This window comes from Tessaracoccus lapidicaptus (assembly GCF_001693815.1).
Lineage (GTDB): Bacteria > Actinomycetota > Actinomycetes > Propionibacteriales > Propionibacteriaceae > Arachnia > Arachnia lapidicapta.
In genome coordinates this window covers 117,063-129,255 of record NZ_MBQD01000025.1, presented here as the reverse complement: position 1 = coordinate 129,255, position 12,193 = coordinate 117,063, and the positions used below count along the sequence as shown (strand labels likewise).

The following is a 12,193-nucleotide window of genomic DNA, read 5'->3' as shown; positions in this document are numbered from 1 at the left end:
GCCTACGGCGTCGGCTTCGAGACTCGCCCGGACGGCTCCGCCGTCGGGCGCGACCTCAGCGAGCGGGTGCGCGACCTCAGCGAACGGGCACGCGACCTCAGCGAGCGAGCACGCGACCTCAGCGAACGTACCGGCGGGGGTTCAGTGCGCGGCGGGGAGCGAGGCCGGGTCTCCGTCGGGGCGACGGAGGAACGGGGCCGCGACCACCGCCACGGTCCAGATCGCGCTCGCGGCGAGGAACGCCCACCGGGCGCCGGCGACCATCGCCTCAGCCTCCCCGCCGGGCGCGGCCGCGGACTGCACCGCGAAGATCGTCACGAACACGGCCGTACCCGCCGCCCCCGCGACCTGCTGCACCGTGCCCACGACGGCGGAGCCGTGCGAGTACAGCGGGCGCGGCAGCGACCCCAGCGCCACGGTGAACAGCGGCGTGAACATGGCCGCGAAGCCCATGCTCATCACCACGTGCCCGAGCGTGACCGCCCACCACGGCGTGGCCAGACTGATCGTCGCGAAGAACGCGAACACCCCCATGACCACCAGGCTGGCGGGCACGACGAGCGCCCTCGGCCCGACCCGGTCGTACAGCCGGCCGACCGCGGGCGACAGCAGGCCCATCGCGACACCACCCGGCAGCAGCATCAACCCCACCTGAAGCGGCGCCATCCCGAACGCCCGCTGCAGGATCAGCGGCAGCATGATCACGGTCCCGAACAGCGCCATCATCGCGACGGCCATGATCAGCACCGCGACCGTGAACGTCCGGTGCGTGAACGTCCGCAGATCCAGCAGCGGGGCGCCGGATCCCTGCAGACTGTGCTGGCGCCACACGAACGCCGCCAGCCCGGCGAGCCCGAGGGCGATGGCCGCACCAGGAATCCAGGCGGCCACGGCGTCGGAGCCGACGGTGCTCAGCCCGTAGACCAGCGGGCCGAACGCCAGGACCGTCAGCGGCGCGGAGGCGACGTCGAGCGGGGTCCGGCTCGCCTCCCCGACGTTGACCAGGCGGCTCCTGCCCAGCACCAGCATGAGCAGCGCGATGGGCAGCATCACCCAGAAGATCACCCGCCACGTGGCCACCTGCAGGATGAGCCCCGACAGCGTGGGGCCGACGGCCGGCGCCACCGAGATGACCATCGACACGTTGCCCATCACCCGGCCGCGGTGGTCGCCGGGCACGAGGCGCATGATCGTGGTCATCAGCAGGGGCAGCATGATCGCCGTCCCCGACGCCTGGATCACGCGGCCGGCCACGAGCAGGGTGAAGTCCGGCGCCACGGCGCAGGCCAGGGTGCCGGTGCTGAACATTCCGAGGGCGAGGGTGAAGACGGTGCGGGTGGGCAGCCGGTCCAGGAGCCACCCGGTGACGGGGATGACCACGGCCATGGTGAGCATGAACGCGGTGGTGAGCCACTGGGCGGTGCGCTCGGTCACGCCGAGGTCCGTCATGATCGAGCTGAGGGCGACGTTCATCGTCGTCTCGTTGAGGATCACGACGAACGCGGCGACGAGCAGGATGGGGATCACCCCGCGCGTGGCGGGTGGAGTCGTCTCGGTGGTCACGGCTGGTGGTCCCTTCGTCGCGGCCCGGCCCCACCGGCGGGGCGGGCGGACCTAGGTGCGGTAGCGCAGGGGGTCGGGGCGGCCACTGGCCTCGTCCCCGATCGCCAGCCCCGTCGCCAGGAGTCCGCGGTCGCGGAGTCCCAGGAGCGCGGTGACGACCCGGTCACGCAGCGTAGCCGGTGCGACGGTGTTGAGGTAGATGCTGGTGGCGCCCTCGAACCCGGCGAGCGTGGAGACGCGCCACTTCAGGTTGACCCGCCACGGCATGGCCTCCGCGACGTCGAGGGGCCGGTAGTGCCACTCCTCGTTGGTGGGCACGCCCGGTCCGGTCGCGGCATGCATGGCGTGGATCATGTCCGACATGCCGCGCATTTCAGCTGCCCCCAACGCCCACGGATGTGACGCCGCCGCCGTCGAGTAGATCTCGATGGTCGGGAAGCGGTGCCCGTAGCCTGCGAACGCGATCGCGTGGTCGCTCTCGGCGATGATGAGTCCCAGGCGGGCCGCGTGGTTGGGTCCGGCCTCGTTGAACAGGTTCGGGTTGGCGCGGAGTCGGGCCAGGGTCGCCTGGTGCTGCGCGCCGTGCTCGTCGATGGTCACGAGTTGCTTGTGGAGGTGGTCGAACGAGGCGCCCGCGGGCTTGAGCCAGTTCTGGAACACCGTGACGTACCGGGCGTGCGGGTTGAGGTCGTAGGCCATCCGCGCCGACCCGATGGTGTAGGCGATGAACCGCTCGTGTTCCTCCGGGGTCAGCGTCCCCGACGACGCCAGCTGCGAGTCGTCGACCGCACCGTCGACGAAGTGGCGTCGGGCGACGATGAGGTCGTGGCCGCCTCCGAAGAACCCCGACGCCAGCGCGAGCCGCTCCGACTCCGGCAGCCCCGCGATGGCGGCGTCGTCGAGGCCGGACGCCCGCAGCTTCGCGGCGACGACCCCCAGGACGTGGGACCGTCCCGCCGGAGTCGCGAGGTAGGCGTCGCGGCGGTCGCGGACGCGGGCGGGCAGCTCGAAGCCGTAGTTGCGGTGCCAGTAGTCGAAGCCCAGGATCTCGAAGAGGTTGGGCACCCGGCGGAATTCCGCGACGGTGGCGAACAGCTCCTCCGCCGGCGTCCGGTACAGCGTGCGCCACCCGTCGCCAGAGCGGACCACGCGCGACTTCTCCGGCGGGGTCTCGAGATAGCGCGCCGGGCAGAACGCGCACCGGTGGTCGTGGTCGGCGGGACCGAGCGGGGCGGCGGACGTCGCGGTCACGCCGAGGGGGCGGTTCGCGCGCCCCGCGACCGTCCACACCTCGGTGCCGGTGAAGGGGTTGACCTGCTTGACGGTGCCGTCGCTGAGCACCGTGACGTAGTCGGGCTCCCGCCGCTGCATGCGCCCGACGATACTGCGCGGCGCGCGGGGGCGGGGCTCAGAACAGCAGCGGGTCGACGGCGACCGCCAGGAACAGCAGCGCCAGGTAGGTGTTGCTCAGGTGGAACAGCCGCATCGCCTTGAGCTGCGGCCCGTCGGCGCCCGCGCGGGCCCGCCGCCACAGGGCCACCGCCTCCGCGATGAACACCGCGCCGAGGACGGCCGCGACGACCGGGTACAGCGGCCCCGTCGGGGTCACCGGCCACAGCAGCAGCGACACCGCGACGGTGGCCAGCGTGTACCAGAAGATCTGCGCGGCCACGCGCGGCGGCGTCGACACCACCGGCAGCATCGGCACCCCGGCCGCGGCGTAGTCGTCGCGGTACCTGAACGCCAGCGCCCACGTGTGCGGCGGCGTCCAGAGGAACACCACGGCGAACAGGATCAGGGGGGCCCAGTCGACGCGGCCGGTGACGGCCGTCCAGCCGATGAGCGGCGGGAAGCACCCGGCGATGCCGCCCCACACGATGTTCTGCCAGGTGCGGCGCTTCAGCCACATGGTGTACACGAAGACGTAGAAGGCGTTGGCCGCCAGCGCCAGGACCGCTGAGAGCCAGTTCGCGCCGAACCCCAGGATCAGCGTGGCGAGGACGGCCAGGACCCCGCCGAAGACCAGCGCGTGGCTGGTGGACACCTGGTGCCGCGGGACGGGCCGGCGCCGGGTGCGGCGCATGATCTCATCGATGTCGGCGTCGAGCACGCAGTTGAAGGTGTTGGCCGAGGCCGCGGCGAACATGCCGCCGATCATGGTGACGAGGATGAGCTGCCACGGCGGCAGGCCGCCCGCGGCGAGGAACATCGCGGGAGCTGTGGTGACCAGGAGCAACTCGATGATGCGAGGCTTGGTCAGCGCGACGTACGCCTTCACGACGTCCCAGAAGCGCGCCCCCGAGGATGCGGCGACGGAGCTGACGGCCACACGCACCCCATTTCCCGACGAATTTGCTCCCGGCAGTCTACCCCGGTGGCGCAGCGCCGCCCAACGCCGCGGCCGCGGACCCATTCCCCCCACCACGGCGGCGGAGATAGGGTGGGCGACGATGAACAGCTACGTGAACCCCCTGCGCGACCCCCAGGACCGGCGCCTGCCCCGCATCGCCGGGCCCTGCGTGCTCGTCATCTTCGGCGTGACCGGTGATCTGTCGCGCAAGAAGCTGATGCCCGCCGTCTACGACCTCGCCAACCGCGGCATGCTCCCGCCCGGCTTCGGGCTGGTGGGCTTCGCCCGCCGCGACTGGGCCGACCAGGACTTCGCGCAGGTCGTCCACGACGCCGTCAAGGAGAACGCGCGCACCCCCTTCCGCGAGGAGGTGTGGGAGCAGCTGCTCGAGGGCATCCGCTTCGTGCCCGGGACGTTCGACGACGACCAGTCCTTCGAGCGCCTCCGCGACACCATCCGCGACCTCGACACCGCCCGCGGCACCGGCGGCAACCACGCCTTCTACCTGTCGATCCCGCCGTCGAGCTTCGAGCAGGTGATGACGCAGCTGCGCCGGCACGGCATGACGGAGCGGCATGAGGGCAACTGGAACCGGGTGGTCATCGAGAAGCCGTTCGGGCACGACCTGGAGTCGGCCCGCGAACTCGACGACGTGGTGTCCGTGCTGTTCCAGCCGCACGAGGTGTTCCGCATCGACCACTACCTGGGCAAGGAGACGGTGCAGAACATGTTGGCGCTGCGCTTCGCCAACCAGATGTTCGAGCCGATCTGGAACAACCACTACGTGAGCCACGTCGAGATCACCATGGCCGAGGACATCGGCATCGGGGGGCGCGCCGGCTACTTCGACGGCATCGGCATCGCGCGCGACGTCATCCAGAACCATCTCCTTCAGCTGCTGGCCCTGACCGCCATGGAGGAGCCGACGTCCTTCGAGGCGGGCCAGCTGCGCGCCGAGAAGAAGAAGGTGCTCGCCGCCGCCCGCGTGCCCGACCGCTACGACCTGCACACCGCCCGCGGCCAGTACGCCGCCGGCTGGCAGGGCGGCCGTCCGGTCATCGGATACCTGGAGGAGGACGGCGTCTCACCGGGCTCGACCACCGAGACCTACGCCGCCATGCGGGTGGACATCGACAACCGGCGCTGGGCCGGGGTGCCGTTCTATCTGCGCTCGGCCAAGCGGATGCCGCGCCGCGTCACCGAGGTGGCGTTGAGCTTCAAGCGCGCCCCGCACCTGCCCTTCACGGCCACCGACACCGAGGAGCTGGGCACCAACGCCCTCGTGATGCGGATCCAGCCCGACGAGGGCGTGACGCTGCGGTTCGGGGCGAAGGTCCCCGGCACGCAGATGGAGATCCGCGAGGTGAGCATGGACTTCGGCTACGGCGGCTCCTTCACCGAGTCGTCGCCCGAGGCCTACGAGCGGCTGATCCTCGACGTCCTGCTGGGCGACCCGCCGCTGTTCCCGCAGCAGGAGGAGGTCGAGCTCAGCTGGAAGATTCTGGACCCGGTCATCGAGTACTGGGCCTCGCTCAAGCAACAGCCAGAACAGTACGCATCCGGCACGTGGGGCCCCGCCTCCGGGCGCGAGATGCTGGCCCGCGACGGCTTCAGCTGGCGCAGGCCGTGAGGAGGACGCACGCATGATCATCGAACTGACCGACACGTCGTCGCGGGACGTCGCCGCCGCGCTCATCAACGCCAAGCGCACCGCCGGGGCGAGCGGCATGGTGCTGACCCTGCTCATCGTCACCGAGGACGACCACTTCGAGGAGGTCCTCTCGGCCGCGAAGGCGTCCGCGACGGCGCATCCGTCGCGGGTCATCGTCGTCACCTACATCGACGAGGGGCCGTCGCAGCTCGACGCCAGCATCGAGATCGGCGAGGGCATGCCCGGTGACCTCGTCGTGCTGCGCCTGCACGGGGAGCTGCGCCACCACGCCGACTCCATCTGCCTGCCGCTCCTGCTGCCGGACTCCCCCACCATCGCCTGGTGGCCGAACGATGCCCCCGACCATCTGGCGGAGGATCCCATCGGAGGGCTCGCGGACCGGCGCATCACCGATGCCGCCGGCTGCCACAACCCGCAGGACGCGTTGCTGCGCCGGGCCCGGAACCACTCCCCCGGCGACACCGACCTGACGTGGACGAGGCTCACCCGCTGGCGCGCTCTGCTCGCCGCCGCCCTGGACCAGAGCCACGCCGAGGTCACGGGCGCGCTGGTGGTCTCCGCCCCCGACAACGCCCCCGCCACCCTGCTGGCCGCGTGGCTGAGCGACCGGCTCGCCATCCCCGTCGAGCGGTTCGACGGCGAGCACCCGGGGGTCAACGAGGTGCGGCTGACCACGACGGAAGGCGACGTCACCGTCCGCCGCGTCGCGGAGGGCACCGCGATCTACCAGGTGCCGCACCAGCCGCAGCGCACGGTCGCCCTGCGCCGCCGCCCGCTGACGGACCTGCTCACCGAGGAACTGCAGCGCATGGACGCCGATGACATCTTCGAGGCGGCCACCCGCCGGCTCGTGGCCGACGCCGAGGGACGCTGACCATGTATCGGCGCGTCGTACGGATGCCCGAGGCCGACGAGGTGAGCGACCTCGTCGCCCGCCGGCTCCTGGAGCGGCTGATCGAGCTGCAGGACGTCCAGCCGATCGTGCACGTGTGTCTGACGGGCGGCAACGCGGCCAACGCCATGTACGAGCGGTTCGCGGAGCTCGCCGAGGGGTCGGCGCTCGACGCGGCGAAGCTGCAGCTGTGGTGGGGCGACGAACGCTTCGTGCCGGCCACCGACCCGGATCGCAACTCGCTGCAGGCGGTGTCGCGGCTGGCCCGCACCGTCTCGATCAAGTCCGCCGACACGCACATGATGGCCGCCAAGGACGGGCGCAAGGACTCGCATGAGTGCGCCGCCGAGTACGAGGCCGAGCTCGGCGGGACCCACTTCGACGTCACGCTGCTGGGGGTGGGTGAGGACGGCCACGTCGCATCGATCTTCCCCGGTCATCCCAGCTTCGAGCCCACGACCCGCAACGTGATCGGCGTCACCGACGCGCCGAAGCCGCCGGCGGAACGGATCTCGTTGACCATCCCGGCGCTCAACCGGTCCACCGAGATGTGGGTGATGGCCACCGGGCCCGGAAAGTCCGAGGCCATCGCGCGAGCTCTGGCCGGAGACGAGCGGCTCCCCGCGGCACATGTTCACGGGGAGGTCGCGACCTACTGGTACCTCGACGACGAGGCGGCCGCGGGCCTGCCGGAGCAGTTCCGCTGCGGCCTGTGACCCCGCAGGGTCAGTAGATGATCTCGCCGGCGGCGCGGCGCGCACGCAGCGCGCTGACCGCCTCGGCCAGGATCTGGGCGGCCTCGGCGTCGGAGCGGCGCTCCTTCACGTAGGCGAGGTGCGTCTTGTAGGGGACGATCTTCGGCGGCGGCGGCGGGTTGTCCGCGTCGGTGTTCGCCGGGAGTCCGCAGCGCGGGCAGTCCCACGACTCCGGGATCTGCGCGTCCATGGAGAACGCGGGGCGCGTCACGTGCCCGCTGGCGCAGAAGTACGAGACGTGGAGCCGGGGCGCGGAATCGCCGCGCTCGGCCTCACCCATGGGACCGGCGCCGACCCGGCTGCCGCGAATGGCGTTGCCACCTGCCACTTTGTTTATCTCCTCAGACGTCGGTGATTGGGGAAAGGACTCGTGCCGTCAGGCGCCGATGCGGTACAGCACCAGCAGTCCGACGATCGTGAGCAGCCACGTGAGCGACAACACGACCGTGATCCGGTCGAGTCTGCGCTCCGCCGTCGACACTCCGCCCATGGAGGTCGACATGCCGCCGCCGAACAGATCGGACATGCCCCCGCCACGACTCTTGTGGAGGAGCACGGTGGCCGCGAGGAGAACACTCAACACGATCACGATGATGGAGAGCGTCGTCACCGGCCAGGACACGAGGGGGACAATCACGCGCCCAAGACTATCCGACCGGCCCCGGGATTCCACATTCGCCCCCCGCCGTCCACACCGGACATGCGAAACGGCGCGGGACCCCGCAGGATCCCGCGCCGTCAGGCGTCTGGCTCAGAGCTGGTAGAACCGCACGATGGCGGCGAATTCCTCGGGCTTGAGGCTCGCGCCGCCGACGAGAGCGCCGTCGACGTCCGGCTTGGCCATGATCTGCGCGACGTTGTCGGCCTTCACGGAGCCGCCGTACTGGATGCGGACGGCCTCGGCCGTCGGCTCGTCGTACAGCGCGGCGACCTCCTGGCGGATGGCCCCACACACCTCCTGCGCGTCCTCGGGGGTCGCCACCTCGCCGGTGCCGATCGCCCAGACGGGCTCGTAGGCGATGACGAGCCCGGCCACCTGCTCGGCCGTGAGGCCGGCGAGGGTGCCGCGGACCTGCTCGAGGGTGTACTCGACGTGACGGCCCTCCTTGCGGATGTCCAGGCCCTCACCGACGCAGATGATCGGCGTGATGCCCGCGGCCAGGGCCTTGGCGGCCTTGGCGTTGATGATCTCGTCGGTCTCGCCGAAGTACTGGCGACGCTCCGAGTGGCCGACGACCACGTAGCTCACACCGAGCTTGGCGAGCATCGCCGTGGAGATCTCGCCGGTGTAGGCGCCGTTGTCGTGCTGGGACACGTTCTGGGCCCCGAGCTGGAACGGGAGACGGTCGCCGTCGATGAGCGTGCGCACGGTGCGCAGGGCGGTGAACGGCGGGATGAGCACGGCCTCGGACTTGGCCGGGTCGTAGTCCTTGTCGAGCAGCGCGTAGTGGATCTTCTCGACCAGGCCGGTCGCCTCGATGTGGTCGACGTTCATCTTCCAGTTGCCGGCCATGATGGGCTTGCGGGTCATCAGTTGTCCTCCTCCAGAACGGAAATCCCGGGGAGCTCCTTGCCCTCCAGGAACTCGAGCGACGCACCACCGCCGGTCGAGATGTGGCCGAACGCGTCGTCGGCGTAGCCGAGGACGCGGACCGCCGCGGCCGAGTCGCCGCCACCGACGACCGACAGCCCGTCGACCTCGGTGAGGGCCTGCGCCACCGCGGCCGTGCCGTGCGAGAGCGCCTCGATCTCGAACACGCCCATGGGGCCGTTCCAGAAGACCGTCCGGGCGCCCTTGATCGCGTCGGCGAACAGCTGCTCGGTCTCGGGGCCGATGTCGAGGCCCTGCTTGCCGGCCGGGATGTTCGCGGACGACACGACCTCGACGTCGCCCTTGGTCTGGCGGGCGTCGAAGTCCATGCCGTCGGCGACGCGCACGTCGACGGGCAGCAGGATCTGCTTGCCGGCCTGGCGGGCCTGCTCGAGGTAGTCGAGGCAGGTCTGCAGGTTCGACTCGTCGAGCAGCGAGTCGCCGATCTCGTGACCCTGGGCCTTGAGGAAGGTGAAGGCCATGCCGCCGCCGATGACCAGCGTGTCCGCGACCTTGAGCAGGTTGTCGATGACCGCGAGCTTGTCGGCCACCTTCGCGCCGCCCAGGACGACGACGTAGGGGCGCTCGGGGCTCTCGGTGAGCTTCCGCAGGACGCCGACCTCCTTGGCGACCAGGAACCCGGCCGCGTTCGGCAGCAGCTTGGCGACGTCGTAGACGGACGCCTGCTTGCGGTGCACGACACCGAAGCCGTCGGAGACGAACAGGTCGCCGAAGGCCGCGTACTTGGCGGCCAGCTCCTGGCGGGCCGCCTCGTCCTTCGACTCCTCGGCGGGCTCGAAGCGCACGTTCTCGAGCAGGGCGACGTCGCCGTCACCCAGCGCCTCGACGGTGGCCTTGGCGGACTCGCCGACGACGTCGCCGGCCAACTTCACGTCCACGCCGAGCAGCTCGCTGAGCCGCGCCGCGACGGGCGCCAGGGAGTACTTGGGGTTCACCTCGCCCTTCGGGCGGCCCAGGTGGGCCATGACGACGACCCGGGCGCCGGCCTCACGCAGGGTGGTGAGCGTGGGCAGCGCCGCACGGATGCGGCCGTCGTCGGTGATGTTCTTGTCAGCGTCCAGCGGGACGTTGAAGTCGCACCGGATGAGGACCCGCGTGCCGGAGAGATCGCCGAGATCTGCGACAGACTTCATGGTTGACCTTTCTTGGAAGGTGTCAGAGGGGTAGACGACGGCCCTGCGACCCCGCGCGGGGGGTCACAGGGCCGTCATTCAGACCACGAGGGTGCGGTGGATCAGAGCTTCGAGCCGACCAGGACGGTCAGGTCGACGAGGCGGTTGGAGTAACCCCACTCGTTGTCGTACCAGCCGAGCACCTTGACCTGGTTGCCGATCACCTTGGTCAGCTTGGCGTCGAACACGCAGGAGGCGGGATCCGTCTCGATGTCCTTGCTCACGATCTCGTCCTCGGTGTAGACGAGGACCTTGCCGTCGGCCGCCTTCTTGATGATCTCGTTGATCTCCTCGACGGTGGTCTCACGGGCGGCCTCGAAGGTGAGGTCGGTCGCGGAGCCGGTCGGGGTGGGCACGCGCATGGCGTAGCCGTCCAGCTTGCCCTTGAGCTCGGGGAGCACGAGGGAGACGGCCTTGGCGGCACCGGTGGTGGTGGGCACCATGTTGAGGGCCGCGGCGCGCGAGCGACGCAGGTCCTTGTGCGGGCCGTCCTGCAGGTTCTGGTCCTGCGTGTACGCGTGGATGGTGGTCATGAGGCCCTTGACGATGCCGATGCCGTCGTTGAGCGCCTTGGCCATCGGGGCGAGGCAGTTGGTCGTGCAGGACGCGTTCGAGATGATGGTGTGCGCGGCGGCGTCGTACTTGTCGTCGTTCACGCCCATCACGATCGTGATGTCTTCGTTCTTGGCCGGGGCCGAGATGATGACCTTCTTGGCGCCGGCGGCGATGTGCGCCTGGGCCTTGGTGGCGTCGGTGAAGAAGCCGGTGGACTCGATGACGATGTCGACGCCGAGGTCGCCCCAGGGGAGCTGGGCCGGATCCTTCTCGGCGAAGGCCTTGATCTCCTTGCCGTCGACGGTCAGAGCGTTGTCGTCGTAGCTGATCTCGCCCGGGAAGCGACCCAGGATCGAGTCGTACTTGAGGAGGTGGGCGAGCGTCTTGTTGTCGGTCAGGTCGTTGACGGCGACGACATCAAGATCGGCACCCGACGCGACCAGCGCGCGGAAGAAGTTACGGCCGATGCGGCCGAAGCCGTTGATTGCAACCTTAACGGTCATGAGGAAATCGATCCCTTTCAGCTACCTTGCACCTTGAAGGCGCATACGGACAGGTTCATCCTATCCAGTCCACCCGGCAATCACTATGGGGGGGCCCAATTGCCCCCGGGCCCCCGCCCGGTCAGTCGTCGTCGCGCAGCTCGGCGGGCAGCCCGGCCTCGGTCGAGGGGATCCCGCGGTCCTCGGCCACCTTGTCCGCCGTGGCGAGCAGCCGTCGGATGCGACCCGCGATGGCGTCCTTCGTCAGCGGTGGCTCGTGCAGCCGTCCCAGCTCCTCGAGACTCGCCTGCCGGTGCGCGAGCCGCAGCTGGCCGGCGTGGTGCAGGTGGTCCGGCACGTCGTCGCCGAGGATCTCGAGCGCGCGTTCGACGCGGGCGCTCGCGGTGACGGCCGCCTGCGCGGAGCGCCGCAGGTTGGCGTCGTCGAAGTTGGCCAGCCGGTTGACGCTGGCGCGCACCTCGCGGCGCTTGCGGCGCTCGTCCCACAGGATGCGGGTGGCGCCGGCGCCCATGCGGGTGAGCAGGTCGCCGATGGCGTCGCCGTCGCGGATGACGACGCGCTCGACGCCGCGCACGTCGCGGGACTTGACGGTGATGCCGAGACGCCGGGCGCCGCCCACGAGGGCGAGGGCCGCCTCGGAGCCGGGACAGGTGATCTCCATCGCCATGGAGCGGCCGGGCTCGGTGAGGGAGCCGCGGGCCAGGAAGGCGCCGCGCCACATCGCGACGGCGTCAGCGGGCGAGCCGCCGACGACGGCGGGCGGCAGACCGCGGACGGGCCGCCGGTGCTGGTCGACCAGGCCGCTGAGGCGGGCCAGCTGCTCACCGTCGCGGACCACGCGCAGCGTGTAGCGGGGGCCCCGCCGGACGCCGGAGCCGTTGATGACCAGCAGTTCGCTGTCGACGTGGTAGAGCTCGGTGATGAAGGTGCGCAGGCGGCGGGCGGCGGCGCCCGTGTCGAGCTCGGCCTCCACGACGATGCGGCCCCCGACGAGGTGCAGCCCGCCGGCGAACCGGAGCATGGTGGCGACCTCGGCTCGACGCACCGACGGGTGCGGCGCCAGCACGCTCGCCAGCTCGGACTTCACCTTCTGCGTCAGGGCCATGCGCGCAGTCTGCC

At 70.6% G+C, this 12,193-nt stretch carries 12 protein-coding genes; 3 read left to right on the top strand and 9 right to left on the bottom strand.

Annotated elements, in window-relative coordinates; genetic code table 11:
- Window positions 1-141: 141 nt before the first annotated feature.
- From BCR15_RS12345 to BCR15_RS12335, 3 genes are read right to left on the bottom strand one after another with little or no spacing between them, the layout of a single operon-like run.
- Complete coding sequence (locus BCR15_RS12345) at window positions 142-1,563, bottom strand: MDR family MFS transporter (RefSeq protein ID WP_068752516.1); 1,422 nt, start codon at window positions 1,561-1,563, stop codon at window positions 142-144.
- A gap of 51 nt (window positions 1,564-1,614) precedes the next feature.
- The gene (locus tag BCR15_RS12340) at window positions 1,615-2,934 is read right to left on the bottom strand and encodes a DUF4921 family protein (protein ID WP_068752515.1); all 1,320 of its coding nucleotides are present in this window, start codon (window positions 2,932-2,934) and stop codon (window positions 1,615-1,617) included.
- A 37-nt stretch (window positions 2,935-2,971) separates the two neighbouring features.
- Window positions 2,972-3,892: a heme o synthase gene (locus BCR15_RS12335; protein ID WP_332061137.1), complete on the bottom strand. Its 921-nt coding sequence runs from the start codon at window positions 3,890-3,892 to the stop codon at window positions 2,972-2,974.
- 199 nt (window positions 3,893-4,091) lie between these two features.
- On the opposite strand from BCR15_RS12335, the gene zwf reads away from it, so the two are divergent.
- Genes zwf through pgl form a run of 3 tightly spaced genes read left to right on the top strand, consistent with a single transcriptional unit; the run spans window position 4,092 to window position 7,193 of the window.
- Window positions 4,092-5,543, top strand: a complete 1,452-nt coding sequence (zwf, locus tag BCR15_RS12330; RefSeq protein ID WP_218058962.1) for a glucose-6-phosphate dehydrogenase — start codon at window positions 4,092-4,094, stop codon at window positions 5,541-5,543.
- A gap of 13 nt (window positions 5,544-5,556) precedes the next feature.
- On the top strand, window positions 5,557-6,459 hold the full coding sequence (locus BCR15_RS12325) for a glucose-6-phosphate dehydrogenase assembly protein OpcA (protein ID WP_068752512.1): 903 nt from the start codon (window positions 5,557-5,559) through the stop codon (window positions 6,457-6,459).
- A 2-nt stretch (window positions 6,460-6,461) separates the two neighbouring features.
- Window positions 6,462-7,193 carry a 6-phosphogluconolactonase gene (gene pgl / locus BCR15_RS12320; protein WP_068752511.1) on the top strand — a complete coding sequence of 244 codons (732 nt, stop codon included), beginning with the start codon at window positions 6,462-6,464 and terminating at the stop codon, window positions 7,191-7,193.
- A 10-nt stretch (window positions 7,194-7,203) separates the two neighbouring features.
- Here pgl and BCR15_RS12315 read toward each other — a convergent pair whose 3' ends face one another.
- The 6 genes from BCR15_RS12315 to whiA all read right to left on the bottom strand — a co-directional run bounded on the left by BCR15_RS12315 (window position 7,204) and on the right by whiA (window position 12,179).
- The gene (locus tag BCR15_RS12315) at window positions 7,204-7,560 is read right to left on the bottom strand and encodes an RNA polymerase-binding protein RbpA (RefSeq protein WP_068752510.1); all 357 of its coding nucleotides are present in this window, start codon (window positions 7,558-7,560) and stop codon (window positions 7,204-7,206) included.
- A 48-nt stretch (window positions 7,561-7,608) separates the two neighbouring features.
- A complete protein-coding gene (gene secG, locus BCR15_RS12310; RefSeq protein ID WP_228383387.1) occupies window positions 7,609-7,869 on the bottom strand; it encodes a preprotein translocase subunit SecG in 261 nt (86 codons plus the stop codon).
- Between the two features lie 114 nt (window positions 7,870-7,983).
- On the bottom strand, window positions 7,984-8,763 hold the full coding sequence (tpiA, locus tag BCR15_RS12305; protein ID WP_068752508.1) for a triose-phosphate isomerase: 780 nt from the start codon (window positions 8,761-8,763) through the stop codon (window positions 7,984-7,986).
- On the bottom strand, window positions 8,763-9,977 hold the full coding sequence (locus tag BCR15_RS12300; protein ID WP_068752507.1) for a phosphoglycerate kinase: 1,215 nt from the start codon (window positions 9,975-9,977) through the stop codon (window positions 8,763-8,765). The genes tpiA and BCR15_RS12300 overlap by 1 nt, the downstream gene beginning before the upstream one ends.
- A 101-nt stretch (window positions 9,978-10,078) precedes the next feature.
- Window positions 10,079-11,074, bottom strand: a complete 996-nt coding sequence (gene gap, locus BCR15_RS12295) for a type I glyceraldehyde-3-phosphate dehydrogenase (protein WP_068752506.1) — start codon at window positions 11,072-11,074, stop codon at window positions 10,079-10,081.
- A 121-nt stretch (window positions 11,075-11,195) separates the two neighbouring features.
- Window positions 11,196-12,179: a DNA-binding protein WhiA gene (gene whiA, locus BCR15_RS12290; RefSeq protein ID WP_068752505.1), complete on the bottom strand. Its 984-nt coding sequence runs from the start codon at window positions 12,177-12,179 to the stop codon at window positions 11,196-11,198.
- Window positions 12,180-12,193: the final 14 nt, after the last annotated feature.

Bases quoted from the DNA above. Each gene is read 5' to 3' on its own strand.
- BCR15_RS12340 (WP_068752515.1), bottom strand. From the start codon at position 2,934: ATGCAGCGGCGGGAGCCCGACTACGTCACGGTGCTCAGCGACGGCACC.
- BCR15_RS12325 (WP_068752512.1), top strand. From the start codon at position 5,557: ATGATCATCGAACTGACCGACACGTCGTCGCGGGACGTCGCCGCCGCG.
- pgl (WP_068752511.1), top strand. From the start codon at position 6,462: ATGTATCGGCGCGTCGTACGGATGCCCGAGGCCGACGAGGTGAGCGAC.
- tpiA (WP_068752508.1), bottom strand. From the start codon at position 8,763: ATGACCCGCAAGCCCATCATGGCCGGCAACTGGAAGATGAACGTCGAC.
- BCR15_RS12300 (WP_068752507.1), bottom strand. From the start codon at position 9,977: ATGAAGTCTGTCGCAGATCTCGGCGATCTCTCCGGCACGCGGGTCCTC.
- gap (WP_068752506.1), bottom strand. From the start codon at position 11,074: ATGACCGTTAAGGTTGCAATCAACGGCTTCGGCCGCATCGGCCGTAAC.
- whiA (WP_068752505.1), bottom strand. From the start codon at position 12,179: ATGGCCCTGACGCAGAAGGTGAAGTCCGAGCTGGCGAGCGTGCTGGCG.